Here is a 24,241-nt window from a genome sequence, read left to right on the forward strand (position 1 = left end):
TCGACACCCGGGCCCCGCCAAGTGTCAGCCCCGGTCCGATGCCGAACGGCCCCCGGCGGCGGCACCGTTGTCCCCATGATCGAAGTCATGGAGCTGACGAAGCGGTACGGCCCCACCACGGCCGTCGACGACCTGACGTTCAGCGTGCGCCCCGGCCGTGTCACCGGGTTCCTCGGGCCGAACGGGGCGGGCAAGTCCACCACCCTGCGCATGATCCTCGGCCTGAACGACCCGACGTCGGGCTCCGTCACCGTCGGCGGCCGCGCCTTCCGCGAACGGCCGCGGGGCCTGCGCCACGTGGGCGCGCTGCTCGACGCGGGGGACGTGCACGGGGGCCGCACCGGCGCCGCGCACCTGGCGGTCCTCGCCCGCTCCAACCGCATTCCGCGCCGCCGCGTCGAGGAGGTCCTCGCCGACGTCGGCCTCACCGGGGCGGCCGGGCGCCGCATCGGCGGCTTCTCGCTCGGCATGAAGCAGCGCGTGGGCATCGCCGCCGCGCTGCTCGGCGACCCGCCGGTGCTGCTGTTCGACGAGCCGCTCAACGGTCTCGACCCGGAAGGCGTGCTGTGGGTGCGCGGCCTGTTCCGGCGCCTGGCCGACGAGGGCCGCACCGTCTTCGTCTCCAGCCATCTGATGTCCGAGATGGAGCACACCGCCGACGACCTCGTCGTCATCGGCCGCGGGCGGCTCATCGCGGCGGAGAGCCTGGAGCGGTTCGCGGCCCGCGGCAGCGGAGCGGGCGTGCGGGTGCGCACGCCCCGCGCGGCGGACCTCGCGCAGGTGCTGACCGCCCAGGGCGCGACCGTGCGGCGGGACGGCCCGCGCCTGACCGTGACCGGCCTGGACGCGGGCCGGGTCGGCGACCTGGCCTGCCGCCACGCCCTGCCGCTGCACGAACTGGTGGCCCACCAGGCCTCTTTGGAGGACGCCTTCATGGAACTCACCGCGGACAGCGCGGAATTCCGCACCGGCGACGCCCCGCCCCGCACTGGAGAAGCCCTGGCCCGCACCCGTGAAGCCCCAGCCCGTACCGACGGCCCCCTCGCCCACCCCGGAGAGACCCGATGACCGCGCACCTGACCCTGCCCCGTGACGCCGCCGCGACGGCGCCCGCCGAGCCCCGTGCCCGCTTCCGCGACCTGCTCGCCGCCGAGTGGCTCAAGCTGTGGTCGCTGCGCTCCACCCCGTGGACGTACGCGGTCGTCCTCCTCGCCGTCGTGGGCTTCAACACGGGTACGGCGTACGACACCTACCGCTACTGGACGGACCGCGACGCGCGGAGCCGGGCCGACTTCGTCCAGGACGGCATCGCGCTCCAGGAGGCCTTCACCGGCAACGCCGCCACCATCCTCGTGCTCGCGGCCGGAGCCGTCGGCGCCATCACCGTGACCGGTGAGTACGGCACCGGGCTCATCCGCACGACGTTCGCGGCCGTCCCGGCGCGCCGGTCCGTGATGGCGGCCAAGGCGGCCGTCCTCGCCGCGGTCACGACCGTGCTCGGCGCGCTGATCGCGGTGGCGTCCTTCGCCACCACCCAGGCGATCCTGTCCGGCCGCGGCCTCGGCGTCCCCTTCGGCCACCCCGGCGCCCTCCGCGTCATCACGGCCTCGGCGCTGCTGCTGCCCGTCGGCGCGCTCACGGGCATGGCGATCGGCACGCTGGTGCGGCACATGGGCACGACGATCGTCCTGAGCGTCGTCACGCTCCTCGTCCTGCCCGTGGTCTTCTCCTCCGACCGGTACTGGTCCGCGGTGGTGGCGCACGCGATGCCGCTGGAGGCCTGGCAGCGCCTGACGCAGCCGCACACCTTCGTGACCCCGTTCCCGTGGTCGACGGGCGGCGCATGGACGGTGTACGCGGCCTGGGCCGCGGCGGCGGTACTGATCACGGTGGTGGGGGTGCACCGCAGGGACCAGTGACCGGGGCCGGTGCCCTTGAGCCGTGAGCGGGAGCGGCGGCGCGGGGCGGTGCCCGCGGGGGCCCACCCCGGCCCGCGCTCCCAGCCCGCACATCCCGCCGGGCTCGGGGCCCGCTCGGCTCGGGGCCCGCCCGGCTCGGGCCCGCTCGGCTCGGGGCCCGCCCGTCCCGGGGCCCGCCCGTCCCGGGGCCCGCCCGTCCCGGGGCCCGCCCGGCTCGGGGTCCGCCCGTCCCGGGCCCGTGGCCCGTCCCGGGCCCCCGCTCCGCCCGCCCCGTCCGGGCACCTGCCGGTCGCGCGCGGGGCCCGGCCCCGCTGCTCGCCCGTCCTGCCGGGCGGGCCGGGGCCCCTGCCCGGCGCGCGCAAGGGGCCTGCTCGGGGCCCCGCCCCGTACTGCTGCCCCGTCCCGCCCCGGGACCCCGCTCCGCTTGCGGGCCGACCGGTCCCGGTCCAGACAATAGGGGGCAATCTGCCCGGCGACAGGCGGGAGACACCCGTGGGCGCGACGCTCCGCACGTACGCGACGGCCTTCGCGACAGCCGTGGCCCTGGCGGCCTCCGGCTGCTCCGGGGGCGACGGCGACACCACCACCAAGGACACCGCCGAGAGCGGGCGCGAGCTGTTCCTCCAGCCCGTCGCCGCCCAGGGGCCCGACCCCTTCACCGCGTCCACCGCCAGGGCCGCCGCGAGCCCCCCGCCCGTCACCCGTTCGCCGCAGCCCTCGCCCACCGGCTCCGCCTCGCCCACCGACCAGGGCCTGCGCTCCCTCGCGGGCGGCACGCCGGGCCTGTACGGCGGCACGCACCGGGTCGGCAGCTGCGACGTCGGCCGGCAGATCGACTTCCTCACCGCGGACCGGGCCAAGGCCGCCGCCTTCGCCGAGGCGTCGGGCATCGCGCGGAGCGGCATCCCCGCGTATCTGCGCGGCCTCACGCCGGTCGTGCTGCGCGCCGACACCCGGATCACCAACCACGGCTACCGCGACGGACACGCCAACAGCTTCCAGTCCGTGCTCCAGGCGGGCACCGCCGTCCTCGTCGACGACCGGGGCCTGCCCCGGGTGCGCTGCGCCTGCGGCAACCCCCTGAAGCCGCCCGTCGCCTTCCGCCAGGCCCCGCGCCACAGCGGCGAGCCCTGGAGCGGCTACCGGCCCACCCAGGTGATCATCGTGACCCCGGCGCCCCGCCCGATCACCCACATCACGATCATCAACATCGTCAACAACACCTGGATCGAGCGGCGGACCGGCGACGAGGACGGCGGCGACGACCGCCCCGTGCCGCCCCCGGACCCGACCCCCACAGGGCCCACCGACCCGACCTCGCCCGACGGGACGACTCCGGAGGAGACCTCGCCCGACGCGACCTCGCCCGACGAGAGCAGCGAGGAGCCCGATCCCACCGGTTCGGACGGCAGCCCGGAGCCCGACGGCACCGAGGAAGGCACCACCCCCGGCGAGGACACCACGTCCACGGACTGCCCCACGCCCGGCACCGGCACCCCCGAGGACGCCGTCCCGTCCCCGCTCCCGCCGGGCTGCCCCTCGCCCTCCGACCCGCTCCTGGAGCCGGACACCCCGACGCCGCCCGACGACACCGACGTGGTGCCGCCGCCCGGCCAGGACACCGGGCCCGGCGTCGGCGGGGAGACGGTGCCGGACGTCCCCGGCCTGCCGGACGGCCCCACCGGCCCCGACGCCTTCGCCGGATGACCCGCGACGACCGTCGCCAGCAGGGACGACGCCGTGCGCGTGCGGCCGTCCCCGCGGGCGCCTAGCGTTGGCCCATGGACGCGGGCACGGAAGGTGTCGAGGCGGCCGTGCGGCGCTGCTGCGACGGCTCCGCAGCCGCCGCCCCCCGCTGTTTCCTCGCCAGTTACGGGCCCGGACTCGGCATGGGCAGCTTCGACTGGGACCTGGGCAGCAGGCTGCTGTTCCTGGACGAGGAGGCCCTCGCCCTGTTCGACCTTCGCCCCGAGGAGTTCGACAACCGGCCCGAGAGCCTCGCCGGGCGGGTGCTGCCCGTCGAGGCCCACCGCCTCGACAGCCAGGTCTCGCAGGCCATGAAGGACGGCAGCCTCAACTACGGCGCGTACTTCCGCGTCCGCCGCCGCGACGGCACCCTGAACTGGACCCACACCCAGGGCCACATCCTGCGCGACGCCACCGGCCGCCCGCTGCGCATCGTCGGCATCGTGCGCGACGCCACCCGCGAGCTCAGCGAGCGGACGGCCCACCGCGAACGCGTCGAGGCCGAGGCGGACCGGCGCCGCCGTACGAGCATCGTGCGGAACACCACGGCGGCCCTCGCCCACGCCCGGACCGTCGCCGACGTCATCGACGTCCTCAAGGACCGGCACGGCCTGGCCAACCTCGGCGCGTCCAACATCGTCATGGGCCTCGTCGAGTCCGGGCGGATCCGCCTCGTCGCCGAGGGCCCGTCCGGCAGTTACGTGCCCGGCACCCGCGTCACCCGCGTCGACGAGCCGTACCCGATGAGCGAGACCGTGCGCACGCTCTCCCCGCGCTTCATCGAGTCGCCGGCCGACTTCGCGTCCTCGTACCCGATCCTGTGGCCGCACATCGAGCACCTGGGCATCACGGCCGCCGCCTATCTGCCGCTGATCGCGCAGGCCCGGCCCATCGGCGCGCTCGGCCTGCTCTACCAGGACAGGACCGGCTTCACCGACGAGGAGCGCAACGTCATCGTGGCGCTCGGCAGCAGCATCGCGCAGAGCCTGCAGCGGGCCATGTTCTACGAACAGGAGAAGGACCTCGCGCAGGGCCTCCAGCAGGCCATGCTGCCGCGCACCGTCCCCGGCGTGCCCGGCGCCGACATCGCCGTGCGCTACCGCAGCGCGGCGCTCGGCCGCGACGTCGGCGGCGACTGGTACGACGTCATCCCGCTGCCCGGCGGCCGCGTCGGCGCCGTCATCGGCGACGTCCAGGGCCACGACACGCACGCCGCCGCCGTCATGGGCCAACTGCGCATCGTGCTGCGCGCGTACGCCGCCGAGGGCCACACCCCCGCCACCGTCGTGGCCCGCGCCTCCGGCTTCCTGCACGAGCTGGACACCGACCGCTTCGCCACCTGTCTGTACGTCGAGGCCGACCTGTCCACCGGCGTGGTCCAGCTGGTGCGCGCCGGGCACATCGACCCGCTGCTCCAGCTGACCGACGGCACCTGCCGCCGGGTGCCCGTCGAGGGCGGACTGCCGCTCGGCCTCTCCGCCGAGTTCGGGCGGCTCGACTACCCCGTCACGACCCTCGAACTCGACCCCGGCCAGACCCTGTTGCTCTACACCGACGGCCTCGTCGAGGAGCCCGGCGCCGATCTCGACGACGGCACCCGGGCCCTGGCCGAGCTCGTCAGCACCGGCCCGCGCGACCTGGAACACCTCGCCGACCTGCTGTGCGGCAGCGTCGACGACGGCCGGGGCGACGACGACACGGCCCTGCTCCTGCTGCGCCGCGTCGCGGTGGACGCGCCGCGCTCCGGCGGACGGCTCCAGCAGCACGTCGCGCCCGGCGACCCCGACGGCCTCGCCGAGGCCCGGCACATGATCCGCGCGGCCGTCCGCGCCTGGGGCGCGCGGGGCCGGGCCGACGAGATCGAACTCGCCGCCGACGAGCTGATCACCAACGCCCTGATGCACACCGACGGGCCCGCCGTCGTCACCCTGCGCGTCGTCAGCGGCGCCGACCGGCGGCTCCGCGTCGACGTCGAGGACTCCTCCAGCGCGCTGCCGCGCCTGCGCGAGGCCTCCGACGACGGCGTCTCCGGACGCGGTCTGCTGCTCGTGGACCGGCTCGCGGACGTGTGGGGCGTGGACTCGCGGGGGAGCGGCAAGTGCGTGTGGTGCGAGTTCGTCGTCCCGGCGCGGGGCGCCGTCTGACCGGGGCGTGAAGGAGATCACAGCGCCCGGTCGTCACGCTTTCCCGGCGCGGCGTGTCTCGATGGGCGGCCGGGAAACGAGCCCGGTGGCCGGTCGAGCAGAGGAGCCGCATGACCGAGGACGCCTTCACCGCACACCGCCCGCTGCTGTTCACCATCGCCTACGAGATGCTCGGCAGTGCCGACGACGCCGAGGACGTGCTCCAGGAGAGCTATCTGCGCTGGAGCGCGGTCGACCCGGCGGACGTCGAGCACCCGCGCGCCTATCTGGTCCGCGTGGTGACCCGGCAGGCCCTCAACCACCTCCGCTCGGTCCGGGCGCGGCGCGAGGACTACGTCGGCCCCTGGCTGCCCGAGCCGATCCGCACCGCGCCCGAGGTCAGCGACGACGCGATCCTGGCCGAGTCGGTGTCGATGGCCATGATGCTGGTCCTGGAGACCCTGAACCCCACCGAGCGCGCGGTGTTCGTGCTGCACGAGGTCTTCGGCTACCCGCACGGCGAGGTCGCCGCGTCGATCGGCAGGTCCGAGGTCACCGTGCGGCAGATCGCCCACCGCGCCCGCCGCCACGTGCACGCGCGGCGCCGCCGCTTCGAGCCCGGCTCCGCCGCGACCCGCGACGTCGTACGGCGCTTCCTGCTCGCCACGGCGGGCGGCGAGGTCCAGCCGCTGATGGACCTCCTCGCGCCCGACGTCGTGGTGCTCTCCGACGGCGGCGGCAAGGCCGTCGCCGCCCGCCGCCCGATCACGGGCCGCGAGGACGCCGCCCGGTTCGCCCTCGGCGTGGCCCGCGCGGGCACCGACACGACCCGCTTCGAGCACGCCACCTACAACGGCATGCCCGCGGCCCGGTTCGTCGTCGACGGCGCGCTCGACTGGCTGCTCGCCTTCGAGATCCACGACGGCCGGATCACCGGCCTGTACGGCATGCGCAACCCCGACAAGCTGCGCCGCGCCGGGACGGTGCTCGCCCTCGACAGGGGGGAGCGGAACCGCCCCGCGGATGCGGCGCGCGCCCCACGGCGTGAGGATGCCGAAAGGGACACGCGGCGCGACGAGAGGTGAGCGATGCCGGAACTGCCGGAGGTCGAGGCGCTGCGGGAGTTCCTCGACGGCGAGCTGACCGGCCATGAGATCGTCCGCGTGCTGCCCGTCGCGGTGAGCGTCCTGAAGACGTACGACCCCCCGGTGACGGAGCTCGAAGGCCGGACGGTCACCGGGGTGGCCCGCCACGGCAAGTTCCTGGCCGTCGACGCGGACGGGCTGTGGCTCGTCACGCATCTGGCGCGGGCGGGCTGGCTGCGCTGGCAGGACCCGCTGCCGAGCGGCGCGCCCCGGCCGGGCCGGGGCCCGCTCGCGCTGCGCGTGGCCCTGGAGACCGGCGCGGGCTTCGACCTGACGGAGGCGGGGACGCAGAAGCGCCTCGCGGTGTACGTGACGGACGCGCCCACCGACCTGCCCGGCATCGCCCGCCTGGGCCCCGACCCGCTGGCCGCCGACTTCACCGAGGACCGCCTCGCGCACCTGCTGGCCGCCGAGCGGCGGCAGCTCAAGGGCGCGCTGCGCGACCAGAGCCTGATCGCGGGCATCGGCAACGCCTACAGCGACGAGATCCTGCACGCGGCCCGCATGTCCCCCTTCAAGCACGCGGACCGGCTCACCGCCGAGGAGACGAGCCGCCTGTACGCCGCCCTGCGCGCCACCCTCACCGCGGCCGTGGCGCGCGCCCACGGTCTGGCCGCCGCCCGCCTGAAGACGGAGAAGAAGTCGGGCCTGCGCGTGCACGGCCGCACCGGCGAGCCGTGCCCGGTCTGCGGCGACACCATCCGCGAGGTGTCCTTCGCGGACTCCTCCCTCCAGTACTGCCCGACGTGCCAGACGGGCGGCAAGCCCCTGGCCGACCGCCGCACCTCGCGGTTCCTGAAGTAGCCCGCGCGCGGTGGTCCGCGCCCGCCGCGGCCGGGCGGCGGAGAGGCAACCCCGGTCCCCTGTGCCGGGGTTGCCCCACGTCAGCGCGGGCGCAGGGTGAGCAGTCCGGCGCCGTCCGCGGCCCGTACCTCGAAGTGTTCGATGCGGTCGGGGCCGAGCCCCGTACCGCCGTGGATCGTCAGGGCCCGTCCCGGGCCCCGCCACGTCGTCACGGTCTCCTCGGTGCCGTCGCGCCCGACGGCGACGAGCGCGCAGACGCGCCGCCCCGCCGTGTCCCGCACCCTGAGGTCGACCGCGGTGCCCCCGGCGGAGGCGCGCGCGGTGAGCACGGCGGCCAGCTCACCGCCCGCGTCGGTCGCCGCGGCGCGCAGCGGAGCGGGGCCGTCCGGGGTGCGCACGGCCGCCGCGGGGACGGCGACGGCGAGCGCCAGACCGGCCGCGAGGGGCCCGAGCCACCGCCTGCGCCGGACCCGGCGGCAGCGCGCGGCCTCGCGGACGAGACGGTCGAGCAGCAGCGGGCCGGGCACGGGCGGCAGCTCGCGGCCGTGGGCGCGCAACATCCGGGCGGGCAGGGCGATGTCGTCGACGCCTGCCCGGCAGCGCGGGCAGTCCTCGAGGTGGTCCTCGAAGCGGAAGGCGTCCGCCGGGTCGAGGACGCCGAGCGCGTAGGCTCCGGCGTCGCGGTGCCGCTCCAGGGACCTCATGGCGTTCCTTGTCGGTGGGGGTGCTCCGTGCTGCCCTTGGGTACGGAATCGGCCACCGCATCGCTCAACGGGCCCGCCTGCCCACCGCTCGCCCGCGTGCGGCACGGCACCGGGGCGGCCGCGCACGGCCCCGCCGGTGCCCGCCGCGGGGCGGTCAGAACAGCTGGATCGCCAGGTGGCAGAGCGGCAGGCCCAGCTGCCACGCCGGGGTCCACACCTTCGGCACGTCGTCCTCGCCGGGCCCGGGGCCGCCGCCGGGCACGGCGTCCAGGTCCGGCGCGAGGAGTTCGGTCTCCTCCAGCCAGCGCCACGCGGCCTCGGCGAGCACGAGGTCGGGGGCGGGCCCGCGCGCGGCCAGCGCGTCGGCGGTGACCCCGTCCATGCGCTCGCGCACCCACTCCTGCCACGCCGTGTCGTGGGCCGTCAGGGACAGCCAGGTCTCCAGCTGCGAGACCACGCGGATGCCGGACAGCTCGCCGCGCGTGTCCGACAGGAAGATGGTGAGGGCGAGCGCGTCGCGCCCCGCCCTGTACTCGAACGACGTGGGCGGCATCAGGTCGCCGGTGCGCAGCAGTTCGTCCGCGATGTACTCGGCGTACAGCCACGCCATCGGCACCGTCAGCTCGTCTCCGCTGGGGCCTCCGGTGCCGCCCGTGCTCTCGTGCAGCATCACGCTCCGCCTTCCTAGCTTTCGAGGCTCCGTGTGTGCGTCACCGGCTGCTGGCCCCCCAACCCGGAACACGGATGAGCCAAGACGATTACCCAACGGGGGTGCTGAGCAAGGCGCTTTACCGAGCCTTGACCATGCGTGCGGTTTCGTCGCAGGTCGGCGGCTCTGTGTTTTTCCCCTCAGATCACGCTGTGTTGAGGTCCGTTTCAGTGATATGGGCGGCATCGGTCCTTGACCGAAGCCTTCCTCCCGCTCTGTGTCTGTTTATCTGATTTCCCCTCATATGTTCCTCTCCCAGGGAAGACAGGCCGATGACACAGCGCACCCGGGCCGCCGCCCCCTCTCCGCGGCCCGCTCACCGGGCCCTGGCCCTCCTCGCGGCCGCGGTGGCCGCCGCCACCACGGCCTGCGGCGCCTCCGCGGCGCCGGACCACGACGAGCGGCGGGCCTCCCGGCGGCCGCCCGCGCCCGCCCTGTCCGCGGCGGGCGGCAGCACGGGCGGGGCCCGCCCCTTCACGCTCGTCGCCTCCGGCGACGTCCTGCCGCACTCCTCGGTCATCCGCACGGCCCGGGCGGACGCGGGCGGCGAGGGCTACGACTTCGCACCGATGCTCGCGGGCGCCCGGCCCGTCGTCTCCCGCGCGGACCTGGCGATCTGTCACATGGAGACGGTGTACGGCGCGAACGGCGACTACACCGGCTACCCCACCTTCAAGTCCCCGCCCCAGGTGGCCACCGGCCTCAAGGCGACCGGCTACGACGCCTGCTCCACCGCCTCCAACCACACCCTGGACGCCGGGACCCCCGGCATCCACCGCACCCTCGCGGCGCTCGACAAGGCCGGGATCAAACACGCCGGGTCGGGCCGCACCGCCGCCGAGGGCCGCTCGCCCGCCTGGCTGCGCGCGGGCGGCGCGAAGGTCGCCCAGCTGTCCTACACGTACGGCACCAACGACATCCCGCTGCCCAAGGGCAGGCCCTGGTCGGTGAACCTCATCGACCGCGCGCGCATCCTCGCCGACGCGCGCGCCGCCCGGACGGCGGGCGCCGACGTGGTCGTCGTCTCGCTGCACTGGGGCACCGAGTGGCAGGACGCCCCCGACCGCCAACAGCTGCGCCTGAGCCGCCAGTTGACGGCCTCACGCACGGCGGGCCGCCCCGACGTCGACCTGATCCTCGGCACCCACGCCCACGTCCCGCAGGCGTACCAGAAGGTCAACGGCACCTGGGTGATCTACGGCATGGGCGACCAGATCGCGGGTGACATGATCAACCACGAGGGCGCCCACGACCCGCGCGGCAACCAGGGCACCGTCGGCCGCTTCACCTTCGCCCCGCCCACCGCGCCCGGCGGCCGCTGGGAGGTGACGAAGGCCGAGTTCGTCCCGCACTGGTTCGACACGGGAGCCGGACGCGTCGTCAACCTCAACGCCGCCCTGGACCGGGGCGCCGACGTACGGGACGTGCGCGACCGCATCCGCCGCGTCGTGCTCAGCCGGGGCGCCGCCGCGGACGGCCTGGTGATGGGGAAGTGAGGGCCGCCCCCTGAGGCCGCCGGGGCGCGGGCCTCGACCACGCGTCCCACGATTCCGGCCTCGGGGTGGCTTTTCCCCGTCAATCACGGGTAAAGCGACCACCTCGGCGCCCGGCGGTGGCTATCCAGGAAGGGTGGGGGGACGTCCGGCGCCGCGCCGGGGCCACACCTGACGGGAGGCCTGCCGGGTGAGCATGTCGATCAACGTGGCGTTCCTGCTGGCCGTCGTCATCGTGCTGCGCCTGCGCGGCCACGCGCTGACCGGCGGCCGGCCGGGGGACCTGCTGATGGCGGGCGTGGTGCTGCTGTTCGTCGTCCTCGTCGTCCCGACCGACCTCGGACAGTGGGTGATGGACTTCGTGAGCACCGTCGTCGGGGGGCTCGCGGGCGCCGTCGCGGACCTGCTCACCCCCTGACGGCGCTCACGCCACCGGACCGGACCCCCGCGGCTCGCCCCGCTCGCTCCTGGCCAGCTCCGACCTGCGGTACGAGTACCCGAAGTACACCCCGAGGCCCACCACGAACCACACCGCGAAACGGACCCAGGTCTGCCACTCCAGGAACGTGATGAGCCAGATCGAGAAGACCACGCCGATCGCGGGCACCACCGGCATGCCGGGGCAGCGGAACGTGCGCGGCAGGTCGGGCTGCTTGTAGCGCAGCACGATCACCGCGACGCACACCACGACGAAGGCCAGCAGGATGCCGATGTTGGTCAGCTCCGCCGCCTCGCCGATCGGCAGGAAACCGGCGATCGCGGCCGAGGCGAACCCGACGATCCACGTCACGCGCGTGGGCACGTGCCGCGTCGGGTGCGTCTTGGCGAACCACTTCGGAAGGAGCCCGTCGCGGCTCATCGAGAACCACACGCGCGTGCAGCCCAGCATGAACGTGAACATCACCGTGAGGATGCCGATGATCGCGCCCACCGCGATCACGTCCGCGAGCCCGCTCAGGCCCACCGCCTTGAACGCCGAGGAGAAGCCGCTCTCGGGGGCGATGTCCTTGTAGTCCTGCATGCCCGTCAGGACCAGGCAGGCCAGGACGTACAGGACCATCGAGATCGCCAGCGAGTACAGGATGGCCTTCGGCATGTGGCGCTGCGCGTCCTTGGACTCCTCGGCGGCCGTGCTCATCGCGTCGTACCCGAAGACCGCGAAGAACACCGTGGCCGCGCCCGTGAACGCGCCGCTGACGCCGAACGGGAAGAACGGCGAGTAGTTGCCGGTCTCGACGTGGAAGAAGCCGACGCCGATGACGAGCAGGACCACGAGCACCTTCAGGACCACGACGATCATCTCGAAGCGCGCCGCGTTCTTGATCCCGAGGGTGAGCATGTACGCGATGAACAGGCACAGGACCGCGGCGAACAGGTCGACCTTGTGGCCGCCGCCGGTGCCGGGCGCGCCCAGCATCCAGTCGGGCAGGTCCGCGCCCATCTCGTTCAGCAGGAAGTTGAAGTACCCGGAGATGCCGATCGCGACCACCGCCACGATCGCCGTGTACTCCAGGAGCAGGTCCCAGCCGATGAACCAGCCGGTGATCTCGCCGAGCACCGCGTACCCGTAGGTGTAGGCCGAGCCCGCCTTGGGGATCAGGCCCGCGAACTCCGCGTAGGAGAACGCCGCGGCGGCGCTGGCGACGCCCGCGACGAGGAACGAGATGAGGACCGCGGGCCCGGCCTTCTCGTTGGCGACGGTGCCGGCGAGCGTGAAGATCCCGGCGCCGATGATGCCGCCCACGCCGATCGCGGTGAGCTGCCACAGGCCGAGGGAGCGGGTGAGCTGGGTGCCCCCGCCGCCCGCCTCGGTTTCCTCGATGTGCTCGATGGGCTTGCGCCGCAGGACGCCCTGCCCCATCCGTAGTCCGGCCATGAGCCTCACCTCTTCGCTGGCGGCGGTCGGCTGCTGGCGGATCATCCTGGCTCAGGCGCACCCGACGCGGAAGACACCACGCACCACGCGTCGGCGCGCCCCCTTCGCCCGGGCGAGGTTCCCCCGGTCGGCCCTACGGCACCACGGTGACCGGCCAGCGCCCCGCCTTCACCAGGCGCACCGCGACCGAGCCGACGATGCGGTGGCCCGCCTGCTCGGACGCGCCGACCACGACGGCGTCGGCCTTGAGCTCGTCCGCGGCCGTGACCAGGCCGTTGTACGGGTCGCCGCGGAAGGTGTGGAACTCCCAGCGCACGTCGAATATGCCCTTCACGCGCTCCGTGGCGTCCCGGATCTCGGCGATCAGGCCCTCGGCGATCTCGTCGGTGGTCTCGGCGACCGGCGCCCCCAGGGCCGCGCCCGCCGCGAGCACCGGCTGGACGTACACCACGGCGAGCAGCGCCCGCTGCCGCCGGGCCAGGCCACCGGCATATGCCGCGGCACGGAGCGAGGAATCCGATCCGTCGACCCCGACGACGATCACCTTGGGGCCGTCGGTGCCCCGCTCGAACTGCTGGGACGGTTGCTGCGCGGGCTCTTCGGTCACGCTTCCGAGGCTATCGGAGGACCCGGTTCCGGGGATCGGCGGCCTCTCCGGACTCCGGCGGCCCCGCCGTCCCCGGGCGTTCGACGGGCGCCGCGCCCCGCCCTTTCCTACAGTCGTGACCATGAGTGCCACCGTCCAGGAGCCGGGCCCCGAGGGCGGCACGCGCCCCGGCGGCTTCCGCGTCAGCGGCCTCAACCGCGTGCCCGAGGTGTTCGCGGCCTTCTTCGGCACCCTCGGCCTGTGCTGCGCGGTGCTCGCCGTGATCGCGCCGCTGCGGCGCCTGCTGCGGCCTGTGATCCGCTTCCTCGACCAGCTCACCGTGCCGGTCAGCCCGAACCTCGCCTACGCCGTCTTCCTCTTCCTGCTCGCCGCGGCCATCGCGGCCCGCAAGAAGGTCGCGTGGTGGCTCGTGGTGGTCTATCTGGGCCTCCTCGTCGCCTTCGACGTCCTCGGCTTCGCCCTCGGCTACTGGGGTGAGTCGCTGCCGTCCTTCGTCGTCTGCGGCGTGGCCCTCGTCGTGCTGATCCTGGCGCGCGCCGAGTTCTCCGCCGACTCGCGCCGGGGCGCCCTGTGGCGGGCCGTCGCCGTGCTCGCCGCCGGGCTCGGCCTCGCGGTGCTCGTCGGCTGGGGCCTCGTCGAGCTCTTCCCCGGCACGCTGCCGCGCGGCGAGCGGCTGCTGTGGGCGGCCAACCGCGTCTGCGGCGGCCTCCTCCAGGGCCACGACTACTTCGACGGCTCACCGCCGCGCCCGCTGTACTTCTTCCTCGGCCTCTTCGGCGCCCTCGCGCTGCTCAACGCCGCCGCGACCCTGTTCCGCTCCCAGCGCATGGAAGCCGCCCTGCACGGCGACGAGGAGCCCCGCATCCGCGCCCTCCTCGGCGTCTACGGAGACCAGGACTCGCTCGGCTACTTCGCCACCCGGCGCGACAAGGCCGTCGTCTTCTCGCCCAGCGGCAAGGCCGCCGTGACCTACCGCGTCGAGGCGGGCGTCTGCCTGGCGAGCGGCGACCCCGTCGGCGACCGCGAGGCCTGGCCGCACGCCATCGGCGCCTGGCTCGACGTGGCCCGGCGGTACGCCTGGGCGCCCGCCGTGATGGGCGCCTCCGAGGACGGCGCGACGGCCTTCGCCCGCGCCGGGCTCGGCGCCCTCCAGCTCGGCGACGAGGCCATCCTGCACGTGGCGGACTTCGACCTGGACGGCCGCGACATGCGCGTCACGCGCCAGGCCGTGAACCGGGTCCGGCGCACCGGAGCCACCGCCCGCGTCCGCCGCCACGCCACCCTCAGCGACGAGGAGATGGAGGCGATCATCGACAGGGCGGACGCCTGGCGGGACACCGAGACCGAGCGCGGCTTCTCCATGGCCCTCGACCGGCTCGGCGACCCCGAGGACGGCGACTGCCTGCTCGTCGAGGCCCTCGACCCCGACGGCAAGCTGCTCGCCCTGCTGTCCTTCGTGCCCTGGGGCAGGGACGGCATCTCGCTCGACGTGATGCGCCGCGACCGCAGCGCGCCCAACGGCGTCATGGAGTTCATGGTCGCCGAGCTGTGCGCCGTGGCGCCGAAGCTCGGCGTGCGGCGGATCTCGCTGAACTTCGCGGTGTTCCGCTCCGTCTTCGAGGAGGGCGCCCGCATCGGCGCGGGCCCCGTCCTGCGCCTGTGGCGCAAGCTGCTGCTGTTCTTCTCCAAGTGGTGGCAGCTGGAGGCCCTCTACCGCTCCAACGCCAAGTACCACCCCGAGTGGTACCCGCGCTTCCTCTGCTACGGCGACGCGGGCTCCCTCGCCCGCATCGGCCTGGCCTCCGGCATCGCCGAGGGCTTCGTCTCCGTGCCCTCGCTGCGCCAGCTGTGGGGCAAGGGCCACCGGACCCGGGGCGTCACCAAGCCCGCCACCACCGAGGGCCTGCCGTCCATCGCCGCACTCGGCCTCGGCGGCGGCGCCGACGCCGGGCTCGACCCCGTCGAGGCGCTGCCCGAGCAGATCCGCATCCGCCACCGGGCCCTGGAGCGGCTGCGCGCCGAAGGCGTCGACCCCTACCCGGTGGGCATCCCGCCGCGCACCCACGAACTGGCCGCGGTCCGCCCGGACGCGGCGGGCGAAGAGGTCACCGTCGCGGGCCGCCTGATGCTGCTGCGCGACTTCGGCGGCGTCGTCTTCGCCGTGCTCCGCGACTGGTCGGGCGACCTCCAGCTCGCCCTCACCCGCGACCGCTCGGGCTCCGGCGTCCTGGACGCCTTCACGCGCCGCACCGACATCGGCGACCACGTCACCGCCACCGGCGAGGTCGGCCACAGCGACCGGGGCGAGCTGACCGTCTTCGTCACCTCCTGGCAGCTCACCGGCAAGTGCCTGCGCCCGCTGCCCGACAAGCGCCGCGGCCTCGCCGACCCCGAGGCCAAGGTGCGCCGCCGCTATCTCGACCTGGTGGCGAGCCCCGCCGCCCGCGACGTCGTCCGGGCCCGCTCCACCGCCGTCCAGGCGCTGCGCCAGGGCCTGCTCGACCGCGGCTACCTGGAGGTCGAGACGCCGATGCTCCAGCAGATCCACGGCGGCGCCAACGCCCGGCCCTTCACCACCCACATCAACGCCTACGACCTCGACCTGTATCTGCGCATCGCCCCCGAGCTGTACCTCAAACGGCTGTGCGTGGGCGGCCTGGAGAAGGTCTTCGAGATGGGCCGCACCTTCCGCAACGAAGGCGTCTCGTACAAGCACAACCCCGAGTTCACGATGCTGGAGGCCTACCAGGCCTTCGCCGACTACGACGTGATGCTCGACCTCACCCGCGAGCTCATCCAGGGCGCCGCCACCGCCGCCTTCGGCACGCCCGTCGCCCGCAAGGACGGCCGGGAGTACGACATCTCCGGGCCCTGGCCCGTCAAGACCGTGTACGGCGCGCTGTCCGAGGCCCTCGGCGAGGAGATCGACGCCGACACGCCGCCGGAGCGCCTGCACCGCCTGTGCGACCGCGCCCACGTGCCGTACACCGCCGACGACGGGCGCGGCGACGTGGTCCTGGAGATGTACGAGCGGCTCGTCGAGGAGCGGACCGAGCTGCCCACCTTCTACAAGGACTTCCCGACCGAGGTCTCCCCGCTGACCCGCCAGCACCGCACGGACCCGCGCCTGGCCGAGCGCTGGGACCTCGTCGCCTTCGGCACCGAACTGGGCACCGCCTACTCGGAGTTGACCGACCCCGTCGAGCAGCGCCGCCGCCTCAGCGCGCAGTCGCTGCTCGCCGCCGGGGGAGACCCGGAGGCGATGGAGCTGGACGAGGACTTCCTCGACGCCCTGGAGTACGCGATGCCGCCCACCGGCGGTCTCGGCATCGGCGTCGACCGGCTCGTCATGTTCCTCACCGGCCTGACCATCCGCGAGACGCTCCCCTTCCCGCTGGTCCGCCGCCGGTGATGCTGGCGCTGGCCTCGGCGTGTGGGTCGTCGTTCGTCTGGCGGTGCGTTGTGGCCGGTCGCGCAGTTCCCCGCGCCCCTTCGGGGCGCTGCCCCTGGTGCCCTTGCGTCGCTTGGAGCCCATGCTGCTCCGAGGGGCTGATCGGGTGCTTTCGGGCGCCGCGTCAGTGTTGCTGAGAGCCCGCGGCCTTCGGCCATGCGAGGCATTAGTCATGAAAGACGATCAGCTGCCTCCGGGGCGCCGGGCGCTGCTGCGCGGCGCCGCCGTCCTCGGCCTCGCCGCCGCCACCGGCTGCTCCGCCGACGGGCGCGCACCCGCCCCGGGGCGGACCGCCGCCTCCGGCGCCCCCGCCGCGGGCCCGCAGGCCCCGCGCGCCCGCAAGCCCTCCGCGTACCGGCTGCGGCCCATGACCGGACACGGGCCGCAGCGCGCCGCGCCCGCCCGCCCCGCCGTGCGCCGCGCGCCCATCCTGCGCCTTCCGGGCCGTACCCGCGCCATGGCCCTGACCTTCGACGACGGACCCGACCCGCGCTACACCCCGGCCATCCTGCGCACCCTGCGGCGGTACGGCGTCCGCGCGATGTTCTTCGTGTGCGGCGAGATGGCGGCGGACAACGGGGACCTGCTGCGGCAGATGGCCGACGACGGGCACGTGATCGGCAACCACACCTGGAGCCACCCCCTGCTTCCGGCCCTCGCGCGGTCCGCGATCCACGAGCAGATGGAGCGCACCTGCGAGGTGGTGGAGCGCACCGTGGGCACGCCGCCCCTGTGGTTCCGCGCCCCCTACGGCGCCTGGAACCGCGCGGCCTTCGAGCTCGGCGCCGAACTCGGCATGGAGCCCCTCGCCTGGACCGTCGACACCCTCGACTGGCGCACCCCCGGCACCGGCACCATCGTCCAGCGCGTCCTGAGCGGCGCGGGCCCCGGTGTCGTCGTCCTGTCGCACGACGCCGGCGGCGACCGCACCCAGAGCGTGCACGCCCTGGACGCCTATCTGCCCGAGCTCCTGGACGCCGGATTCCACCTCACGGTGCCGAGCCGCTACCGCGTGTGAGCCCCGCGCCCCCGCCCGCCGCGGGGGCGCGGACACGACGGGCCACGCGGGGCGCGCACGCCCTGGCCGCGCGTCAGCGCACGCCGACCAGGCGGGCGAAGACCACCACGTTCCCGTCGTAGCCGCTCTGCTTCGAGAAGCCGCCGCCGCAGGTGATGACCCGCAGCTCGGGCGTGCCCGTGTCGCCGTACACGCGCCGGCCGGGGAAGTCGCTCTTGGCGAACACCTCGATGCCGTAGATCTCGAAGACGGCCGTGCGCCGGTCCTGGCGCAGGACCTCGACGCGGTTGCCCTTCTTGAGCGAGCCGAGGCCGTAGAAGACCGCGGGCCCCTGCTGGTTGTCCACGTGCCCGACCAGGACGGACGTGCCCTTCTCGCCCGGCGACACCGCGCCCGTGAACCAGCCCGCGAGATTCGGGTCGTCCGGCGGCGGCGCGTCCACCCAGCCCTCCGCGTCCAGGCCCACCGCCATCACGGGAGCGTCCACGCGGATCGCCTCGATGCGCACGCGGTCGGCGGCCGAGAACGTCAGGGGCGCGGGGGCGCCGGGCTTGGCGGGCGCGCGGTCCGCCGCCGCGGCCGACGCGGGCTGCGGCGGACCCACGTCGAACTCGCCGGAGCCGTTGCGGATCAGCGCGAGCCCGGTGAGCAGCACCAGCGCCATCGCGCCCCACGGCGCGCGCTTGCGCGGCCGCTCCTCCTCGCACTCCTCGAACGCGGCGGCGTCGGAAGGCTGCTTCGCGGGCTCGAACGGCTGGGACGAAGACATTCCCTATCCCCTCTCGACACGGTGTTTCCCGCCGTGTCCGTGGCGCGTACGAAAACGCTAAGTGCAGCGCGCGCGGCGTGCGAAAGGGTGGGCGCGAACGGGTGGCGGGAGAGCGCGGCCTGCGCCATCCGAGTCGCCGCCCGCAGGTTTTTTCTGACGGTCCGTGACCTGCGGTGATGACCGCGCCCGCGGACGCCTCCCGGCGTGTCCCCTCACCAGGACGGGCGATCCCCGAAATGCGGCTGTACGCACGCCGTCTGAGGGTCTGTCTGAGGGCGCTCTCGCCGAACGACCGGGGAATGGTTTCCCCGGGGTGCCTCTCGCGGAGGAATTCCATGCGTAACTCTCGAGCACTGGCGGCCGTCGTCGCCGCAGGTGCCGTCGTCGGCCTCGCCGCGCCGACGGCGGCCGCCTGGGCGGGCCCCAGCAACATCGTCGCCATGCCCAGCGTGATCGCGCGGGGCGGTCAGCTCACGGTCACCGTCGACGGCTGCGACCACCCCGGCAGCGTCGAGTCGCCCGCCTTCCCGAAGACGGACCTCAAGCAGATCCCGGGCGGCACCACCTCCAGTGCGACCGTCACCGTGCACCACCACGCCGAGCCCGGCGCCTACGACATCACCGCGCTCTGCCACGGCAAGCAGCCGCTCACCCGCCCGCACGCCTTCACCGTCATCCACGGCGCCGCCCGCGGCGGCCTCGGCGGCAGCTCGACGTCCGGGGCGACCAGCACCGACATCGCGATCGGCGGGGCCCTGGTGGCCGCCGCGGTGGTCGGCGGCGGCGTGTTCTGGATGCGGCGCCGGGCCGAGAACAGGGCGTGACCAGACACGACCGGCCCGGCGCGTCCCCTTCCGCGCCGGGCCGGTCGGCCGTGTGTGCCCGTCCGTGCCCCGGAGCTCCGGGGCCGGTGTGACCCGAGGGGTCAGGAGTGATCGGCGTCCGTACGGCGGCGCGTCCAGTAGTACGCCGTGCCGAGCACGCCCGCGATCAGCGCGCCGCCCAGGGCCAGCTGGCCCCCGTCGAACCCGCCGACGCTCCCGCCGACGCCCGCGCGGACGCCCCTGCTGTGGTGCGTGCCGGGGCTGGAGTGGCCGCCGCCGGTGGCGATGGTGAGGTCGGTCCTGCCCGACTCCTGGCCGCAGGTGAACGTCACCTCGTACAGGGCGCCGGGCTTGGCGTCCCAGAAGACGTGCGCGGTGGCCGACGACTGGCCCTTGGGGATGGTGACGTCGTCGAACACGCCGGAGGTCACCTTGGTGGTGTTGTCGCAGCCGTCGACGGTCAGCGTGACCTGCCCGCCCGCGGCGATCGTGGAGGGCGTGACGCGGAAGCCGAACGAGGTGACGTTCTCGTCGCCCGCCACGGCCGCGCCCGCCGCGGGGGCGGTGAGGGCCAGGGCGGCGGTGGTGAACAGGGCGGCCGAGGCGACGCGTATGGCGCGCATGGCGAATCCTCCGGGTCCCCGAGGAGCGGCCGCGGACCTTCTTCCGCCGGCGCCTGATGCGCACCTCGATGCGTCGAACGCTAGGGAGGACGGGGGTGCGCCGCGATCGCTGTCGTGCGAACGGGGCATTCCTGTGGGCCGTACAGGGGAACGGGCGCGTGTCGCGCTGTGCCCGGACAGCGGAAACCGCCCGGCGCCGGGCCCCCGTGGGAGAGCCGCGGCCGCCGGGCGGCACGTCGTTCAGCGGATCGGAATCAGCGGAACAGGAGCATCAGCGGGGCGGTGCGCCCTACTGGGTGACGACCTGGCCCTCCGGGCTCAGCGCGTCGAAGGTGACCGGGAGCGCGGCCGCGGCCTTCTGGGCGACCTCGTCCGTGCTGAGGCCCTGGATGGCGGCTATGCGGGCGATGCTGTCGCCGAGGGCCTTGGACAGCTCGTCGGCGGTGAGGGGCTGGTTCTCACCCGTGCTGATCCACGAGTCGACCTTGTCGCCGAGGCCGGCCGCGCGCAGCTCCTCCACCGCCGGGGCGATGTGGCCGCCGTCGAAGAGGGTGGTGATGAGGAACAGCTCCAGGGGGGTGGCGGGGGCGTCGATGGCAGCCATGTCTATCTCCTTGCAAGAAGCGATAACCGAATCGGTGGTGCTGAGGCGCGGCGGCGGATTCACCGCCTCCGCGTTGCCCTCGTGGGACCAGACGTGGCGTGGGTGTTCGAGGGTTGCCCGCTGAAGTGAAGGCATGCTGAACGCGCCACGGACCAGGGCGATTTGACCCACCGGGCACCGCTTTTCCAGCCCCTTTTCCGTCAGGCGGGAAACCGGGCGGGACCCGGGCGCGTGCGCGGACGGGGCGCAGGCGGGAGCGCGGCCGCGCACGGTCACGGCGTCAGGCCCGTCCGGGAGGCGAGCCAGCCCAGGTGCTCGCGGAGCCCCGGGCGCCACACCTGCCAGCTGTGGCCGCCGGGCAGCTCGACCAGCTCGGCCTTCATGCCCGCCTTCTTCGCGGCCGCGTACGCCTTGAGCGCCTGCGGCCGGTACGTGGAGTCGTCCTTCCCGGCGACGAACACGGCCGAGGTGTCCGGGAAGCGCTCGCGCGCGAGCACGTCCAGCGGGTTGACCTTCTCGAACGCCGCCTCGTCACCGCCGAAGGCCGCGTCGACGGTCTTCTTGCGGCTGCCGAGCGTCGGCTCGTCCTGCCCGGAGATGTCGACGAAGGAGCCGAAGCGGCCGGGCGCGTTCACCGCCAGCTGGAGCGAGCAGGTCCCGCCGTTGGACAGCCCGGACACCGCCCAGTGCGCGCGTCCGGAGGCGACCTGGAGGTGCTCGGCCGCCCAGCGCGGCACGTCCTCGACGAGATACGTCTGGACGTCGCCGAGCCGGGAGTTCATGCACAGCGGGTTGTCGAACGAGCCGCCGAGGGGGTCCACGACGAGCACGACGGGCGCGAGGCCCGCGTGAGCGGCGGCGAACTCGTCCATCATGTCCGGCAGTTGGCCCGAGGTGATCCAGTCCTCCGGCGCGCCGGGCTGCCCCGCCATCAGGACGAGCACGGGCAGCGGCGGCCGCGGGGACGCCTGGTAGGCGGGCGGCAGATAGACGTACGCGTCCCGGGCGGCGAAGTGCGACCGCTTCCCCGGCACCGGGGTCTTCGACACCGTGCCCTTGGCGGGCAGCCCGGCGGGGGCCCGCCAGACCTCGGACACCGCCCTGCCCGGCTCCACCTCGACGAGCGGCTCCTCGCCGCCCGCGGCCTCCCGGAGGCCGACGGTGTCCTGCGGGCCGAGCATGGTGCGCGGGGTCGGGTAGTTGTCGTAGTGGATGTTGACCTCGCAGAGGCCGAACAGCACCACGAACACCCCGGCGACCACCGCCCCGGCCCGGCCGCGCGGGCGCAGCGTCGGCATCCGGAAGAGGGCGAGGCACACGCCGAGGAGCGCCACGCCGATCCACACCACCACGTCGGTCGGCAGCGTGTCGGGGAACGGCTGCCACCAGTCGTCCACCACCACCGGCACCAGGAACGCGAGCAGCGCGGCGAGGACGAGCGCGGCGGGCAGCAGCCGCGTCCACCATCGGCGCTGCCGCGACCACAGCAGCACCGCAAGCCCCAGCGCGCCGAGCACCCGCAGCAGGACCGGCACGGTTCCGGCCACCAGCGACCAGTCCAGCGGCCCCGCGGCCGTCACCACCCGCTCCACACGCGCTCGCTTCCTGCCCGCCGCCCCGCTCCAGGGCCTGCTTCCCCCCAGGGTGCGCTGGTCAGGGCCGGGTCGCAGCGCGGGTGCGGCGGGGGCGTGAAGAGGGAGCGCGGGCCAGGGCGTGCGGCGGGCGCGCGGGCGGGGCGCGCCCGGCGGCGCCGCCCCGGTCACACGCCGTGTGCTCGCCGCACCCGAACTGGCGCGGCGCACACACTCCCCGGACGGCCCCGCGAGGGGGTTTCATGACGCATATGCCGCGCGGATGGGGCACGACGGGGGACGGCGGGGGCATCCGTGCGGCGGGGCCACCGGTACTTCCCTGCGACGCGCCGGTGGCCCGCCGGGCGGCCGGGCAGGACCGGCGTTCACGCCTCCCGAACGGACGGTCCCGGCCCGGCGCGCCCACCCCCGCGACGGCCGCCCCGGGACGCCGACATGGCTGATTCGCCCTCGTTGATCTTCGGCGCGAAGGCGCCGAGGCTTGGCCGCGGGGCCCGCGAAGGGGCCCCGGGCGGACCGGCGAGAGGTGGCAAGCGGCTATGGGCAGTGACGTGACCGCATCGGGCACGGGCGAGGACGCGACGCGCCGTTACTACGAGACCAGTGACGTCGACGCGTTCTACGACATCGTGTGGGGCGGCGAGGACATCCACACGGGCATCTACGCCCACGAGCGGGAGCCCATCGCGGACGCCTCCCGGCGTACCGTCCAGGAGCTCGCGGACCGGCTCCAGGGCACCCTCGGCCCGGAGCGGACCGTCCTCGACCTCGGTTCCGGCTACGGCGGGACCGCCCGCTACCTGGCCGACCGCTTCGGCTGCCGGGTCGTCGCGCTCAACCTCAGCGAGGCCCAGAACGAGCGGCACCGCGCGGCCAACGCCTCGCGCGGCCTCGGCGACCTCATCGAGGTCGTCACCGGCTCCTTCCACGACGTGCCCTACGCGGACGGCCACTTCGACGCGGTGTGCTCCCTGGAGGCCTTCTGCCACAGCGGCGACCGGAACCGCGTCCTGAGCGAGGCGGTCCGGGTGCTCACCCCCGGCGGGGCCCTGGCCTTCACCGATCTGATGGCCGACGAGGAGGTGCCCGCCGAGGTGCTGCACACGGCCGTGTCCCGCCTCGGCGTGGACGCGCTCGCCACGCCCACCTTCTATCTGCGCCTCCTCGGCGAACTCGGCCTGGGCTCGGTCGACTTCGCCGACCACAGCGACCAGGTGGAGCGCCACTACGTCCGCCTCACCGACGAGACGCGCGCCAAGGAGGCCGACCTGCGGGCCGTCATCAGCCCCGGCTACGTCGACGGGCTGCTCGCCAATCTGCCGCTGTGGGTGGACGCGGCCGGCGCGGGGCGCCTGCGCTGGGGCGTCTTCAGCGGCCGCCGCCCCGGGGCGTAGGGCCGGGGGCGGTCCGCGTGGCCCGTGTCCGGGCCGCGCGGATTCGTGGCGACGGGGCCCCGTGCGCGTCCCGTCAGCCGCCGATCCCGGGGAAGAGCGCCGTGAAGGGCTCCGCCGTGGCCGCGATGCCGCGGCTGTAGGGGGCGTCGAAGTCCCAGATCAGGAAGAGCAGGAAGGCGATCAGGGCGGAGAAGAGACCGGCGAGGACGAGTTCGCGGCCGGTGCGGCGGATCTGGAAGGCGAAGATGAGGCCGACGGTCACGAGCCCGCCGGTGATCAGGCCGAACCAGACGACCCCGGGCATGGTGGCCTCGGCGCTGTCGCCGCGGGCGCCGCGCGCGTCGTCGGCCAGGGCGACCTGGTCGACGAGGGGCTGGTAGGCCTGCGCCTCGAAGTCGGACTTGGGTTCGTAGTCGGTGACGTCGTGGCGGAGCGTGGCGAGCAGGGCGGTGCCGCGCTGGCTGAGTTCGCCGTTGTCGGCCATCTGGTCCCACTCCTTCGTCACCACGTGGCCGACATACGCCCTTACGTCGCTGCGGATGCGGTCACGGACCTCGGCGGGGTAGACACGGACCCGCTCGTGCACCTCGTGCAGCGCCTGGGCCTCGTTGCGGACGTGGTCCTGGGCGGCGCTGCGGGCCTCCCAGACGCCCGCGATGGCCAGACCGAGGACGATCGCGTAGACCACGCCGATCATCATCGTCATGTACTCCATGACGTCCGGAGTCTCCGATACGTCGGCGTCCGCGGAGTTTCGCCAGTGCCGCAGCACGACGATGAGGAGCACGACGGCGCACGCGGCAGCCATCGCGAGGGTGAGAACAAGCCATTCCGTCAAGG

General features: G+C 74.4%; 21 protein-coding genes. 12 read left to right on the forward strand and 9 right to left on the reverse strand.

From position 1 onward, the window contains the following. Positions 1-75: 75 nt before the first annotated feature. From C9F11_RS34790 to C9F11_RS34815, 6 genes are all read left to right on the forward strand, one after another. A complete protein-coding gene (locus C9F11_RS34790; RefSeq protein ID WP_138963221.1) occupies positions 76-1,068 on the forward strand; it encodes an ATP-binding cassette domain-containing protein in 993 nt (330 codons plus the stop codon). Further along, positions 1,065-1,919, forward strand: a complete 855-nt coding sequence (locus tag C9F11_RS34795) for an ABC transporter permease (protein WP_138963223.1) — start codon at positions 1,065-1,067, stop codon at positions 1,917-1,919. The genes C9F11_RS34790 and C9F11_RS34795 overlap by 4 nt, the downstream gene beginning before the upstream one ends. 492 nt (positions 1,920-2,411) lie before the next feature. After that, entirely contained in the window at positions 2,412-3,626 is a 1,215-nt protein-coding gene (locus C9F11_RS34800) for a DUF6777 domain-containing protein (protein ID WP_138963225.1), read from the forward strand. Positions 3,627-3,700: 74 nt separating this feature from the next. After that, the gene (locus tag C9F11_RS34805) at positions 3,701-5,809 is read left to right on the forward strand and encodes a SpoIIE family protein phosphatase (RefSeq protein WP_138963227.1); all 2,109 of its coding nucleotides are present in this window, start codon (positions 3,701-3,703) and stop codon (positions 5,807-5,809) included. A gap of 110 nt (positions 5,810-5,919) precedes the next feature. After that, positions 5,920-6,873 carry an RNA polymerase sigma-70 factor gene (locus C9F11_RS34810; protein WP_138963229.1) on the forward strand — a complete coding sequence of 318 codons (954 nt, stop codon included), beginning with the start codon at positions 5,920-5,922 and terminating at the stop codon, positions 6,871-6,873. Positions 6,874-6,876: 3 nt separating this feature from the next. Beyond that, positions 6,877-7,737, forward strand: coding sequence for a DNA-formamidopyrimidine glycosylase family protein (locus C9F11_RS34815; RefSeq protein WP_138963231.1), 861 nt, complete (start codon positions 6,877-6,879; stop codon positions 7,735-7,737). Between the two features lie 80 nt (positions 7,738-7,817). Here the strand turns inward: C9F11_RS34815 and C9F11_RS34820 are convergent, their stop codons facing one another. After that, entirely contained in the window at positions 7,818-8,441 is a 624-nt protein-coding gene (locus C9F11_RS34820) for a zf-HC2 domain-containing protein (protein WP_138963233.1), read from the reverse strand. 154 nt (positions 8,442-8,595) lie between these two features. Beyond that, the gene (locus tag C9F11_RS34825; RefSeq protein WP_138963235.1) at positions 8,596-9,111 is read right to left on the reverse strand and encodes a hypothetical protein; all 516 of its coding nucleotides are present in this window, start codon (positions 9,109-9,111) and stop codon (positions 8,596-8,598) included. Between the two features lie 311 nt (positions 9,112-9,422). Here C9F11_RS34825 and C9F11_RS34830 point away from each other — a divergent pair, with 311 nt between their 5' ends. Continuing rightward, entirely contained in the window at positions 9,423-10,646 is a 1,224-nt protein-coding gene (locus tag C9F11_RS34830; protein WP_249402005.1) for a CapA family protein, read from the forward strand. 193 nt (positions 10,647-10,839) lie between these two features. Further along, positions 10,840-11,061 (forward strand): hypothetical protein, encoded by a 222-nt coding sequence (locus C9F11_RS34835; protein ID WP_216676986.1) that lies wholly within the window; start codon positions 10,840-10,842, stop codon positions 11,059-11,061. A gap of 6 nt (positions 11,062-11,067) precedes the next feature. Here C9F11_RS34835 and C9F11_RS34840 read toward each other — a convergent pair whose 3' ends face one another. Next, positions 11,068-12,519, reverse strand: coding sequence for an amino acid permease (locus C9F11_RS34840; RefSeq protein ID WP_138963239.1), 1,452 nt, complete (start codon positions 12,517-12,519; stop codon positions 11,068-11,070). 133 nt (positions 12,520-12,652) lie between these two features. Continuing rightward, positions 12,653-13,126 carry a universal stress protein gene (locus C9F11_RS34845; RefSeq protein ID WP_138963241.1) on the reverse strand — a complete coding sequence of 158 codons (474 nt, stop codon included), beginning with the start codon at positions 13,124-13,126 and terminating at the stop codon, positions 12,653-12,655. 121 nt (positions 13,127-13,247) lie between these two features. On the opposite strand from C9F11_RS34845, the gene lysX reads away from it, so the two are divergent. Both lysX and C9F11_RS34855 read left to right on the forward strand, forming a co-directional pair. Continuing rightward, positions 13,248-16,538: a bifunctional lysylphosphatidylglycerol synthetase/lysine--tRNA ligase LysX gene (gene lysX / locus C9F11_RS34850; RefSeq protein WP_138963243.1), complete on the forward strand. Its 3,291-nt coding sequence runs from the start codon at positions 13,248-13,250 to the stop codon at positions 16,536-16,538. 211 nt (positions 16,539-16,749) lie between these two features. Further along, the gene (locus tag C9F11_RS34855) at positions 16,750-17,595 is read left to right on the forward strand and encodes a polysaccharide deacetylase family protein (RefSeq protein WP_138963245.1); all 846 of its coding nucleotides are present in this window, start codon (positions 16,750-16,752) and stop codon (positions 17,593-17,595) included. Positions 17,596-17,668: 73 nt separating this feature from the next. On the opposite strand, the gene C9F11_RS34860 is transcribed toward C9F11_RS34855, so the two are convergent. Next, positions 17,669-18,259, reverse strand: a complete 591-nt coding sequence (locus C9F11_RS34860) for a class F sortase (RefSeq protein WP_249402261.1) — start codon at positions 18,257-18,259, stop codon at positions 17,669-17,671. Between the two features lie 440 nt (positions 18,260-18,699). Between C9F11_RS34860 and C9F11_RS34865 the strand changes: the two genes are divergently transcribed. Then, positions 18,700-19,188, forward strand: coding sequence for a hypothetical protein (locus C9F11_RS34865; RefSeq protein ID WP_138963249.1), 489 nt, complete (start codon positions 18,700-18,702; stop codon positions 19,186-19,188). 101 nt (positions 19,189-19,289) lie between these two features. On the opposite strand, the gene C9F11_RS34870 is transcribed toward C9F11_RS34865, so the two are convergent. The 3 genes from C9F11_RS34870 to C9F11_RS34880 form a co-directional block, all read right to left on the reverse strand. Next, complete coding sequence (locus C9F11_RS34870; protein ID WP_138963251.1) at positions 19,290-19,811, reverse strand: hypothetical protein; 522 nt, start codon at positions 19,809-19,811, stop codon at positions 19,290-19,292. A gap of 289 nt (positions 19,812-20,100) precedes the next feature. Further along, positions 20,101-20,415: a YidB family protein gene (locus tag C9F11_RS34875; RefSeq protein WP_138963253.1), complete on the reverse strand. Its 315-nt coding sequence runs from the start codon at positions 20,413-20,415 to the stop codon at positions 20,101-20,103. Between the two features lie 272 nt (positions 20,416-20,687). Next, positions 20,688-22,007: an alpha/beta hydrolase-fold protein gene (locus C9F11_RS34880; protein ID WP_212767856.1), complete on the reverse strand. Its 1,320-nt coding sequence runs from the start codon at positions 22,005-22,007 to the stop codon at positions 20,688-20,690. Between the two features lie 539 nt (positions 22,008-22,546). Between C9F11_RS34880 and C9F11_RS34885 the strand changes: the two genes are divergently transcribed. Next, a complete protein-coding gene (locus C9F11_RS34885) occupies positions 22,547-23,401 on the forward strand; it encodes a class I SAM-dependent methyltransferase (RefSeq protein WP_138963255.1) in 855 nt (284 codons plus the stop codon). A 73-nt stretch (positions 23,402-23,474) separates the two neighbouring features. On the opposite strand, the gene C9F11_RS34890 is transcribed toward C9F11_RS34885, so the two are convergent. Then, positions 23,475-24,239: a DUF4239 domain-containing protein gene (locus tag C9F11_RS34890; RefSeq protein ID WP_138963257.1), complete on the reverse strand. Its 765-nt coding sequence runs from the start codon at positions 24,237-24,239 to the stop codon at positions 23,475-23,477. Between the last annotated feature and the right edge of the window lie 2 nt (positions 24,240-24,241).

The sequence above is a fragment of the Streptomyces sp. YIM 121038 genome (assembly GCF_006088715.1).
Lineage (GTDB): Bacteria > Actinomycetota > Actinomycetes > Streptomycetales > Streptomycetaceae > Streptomyces.

Coding starts and splice junctions, on each gene's coding strand:
- C9F11_RS34855 (WP_138963245.1), top strand. CDS start 16,750: ATGAAAGACGATCAGCTGCCTCCGGGGCGCCGGGCGCTGCTGCGCGGC.
- C9F11_RS34870 (WP_138963251.1), bottom strand. CDS start 19,811: ATGCGCGCCATACGCGTCGCCTCGGCCGCCCTGTTCACCACCGCCGCC.
- C9F11_RS34795 (WP_138963223.1), top strand. CDS start 1,065: ATGACCGCGCACCTGACCCTGCCCCGTGACGCCGCCGCGACGGCGCCC.
- C9F11_RS34885 (WP_138963255.1), top strand. CDS start 22,547: ATGGGCAGTGACGTGACCGCATCGGGCACGGGCGAGGACGCGACGCGC.
- C9F11_RS34875 (WP_138963253.1), bottom strand. CDS start 20,415: ATGGCTGCCATCGACGCCCCCGCCACCCCCCTGGAGCTGTTCCTCATC.
- C9F11_RS34805 (WP_138963227.1), top strand. CDS start 3,701: ATGGACGCGGGCACGGAAGGTGTCGAGGCGGCCGTGCGGCGCTGCTGC.
- lysX (WP_138963243.1), top strand. CDS start 13,248: ATGAGTGCCACCGTCCAGGAGCCGGGCCCCGAGGGCGGCACGCGCCCC.
- C9F11_RS34830 (WP_249402005.1), top strand. CDS start 9,423: ATGACACAGCGCACCCGGGCCGCCGCCCCCTCTCCGCGGCCCGCTCAC.
- C9F11_RS34860 (WP_249402261.1), bottom strand. CDS start 18,259: ATGGCGCTGGTGCTGCTCACCGGGCTCGCGCTGATCCGCAACGGCTCC.
- C9F11_RS34790 (WP_138963221.1), top strand. CDS start 76: ATGATCGAAGTCATGGAGCTGACGAAGCGGTACGGCCCCACCACGGCC.
- C9F11_RS34835 (WP_216676986.1), top strand. CDS start 10,840: ATGTCGATCAACGTGGCGTTCCTGCTGGCCGTCGTCATCGTGCTGCGC.
- C9F11_RS34825 (WP_138963235.1), bottom strand. CDS start 9,111: ATGCTGCACGAGAGCACGGGCGGCACCGGAGGCCCCAGCGGAGACGAG.
- C9F11_RS34820 (WP_138963233.1), bottom strand. CDS start 8,441: ATGAGGTCCCTGGAGCGGCACCGCGACGCCGGAGCCTACGCGCTCGGC.
- C9F11_RS34840 (WP_138963239.1), bottom strand. CDS start 12,519: ATGGCCGGACTACGGATGGGGCAGGGCGTCCTGCGGCGCAAGCCCATC.
- C9F11_RS34815 (WP_138963231.1), top strand. CDS start 6,877: ATGCCGGAACTGCCGGAGGTCGAGGCGCTGCGGGAGTTCCTCGACGGC.
- C9F11_RS34810 (WP_138963229.1), top strand. CDS start 5,920: ATGACCGAGGACGCCTTCACCGCACACCGCCCGCTGCTGTTCACCATC.
- C9F11_RS34865 (WP_138963249.1), top strand. CDS start 18,700: ATGCGTAACTCTCGAGCACTGGCGGCCGTCGTCGCCGCAGGTGCCGTC.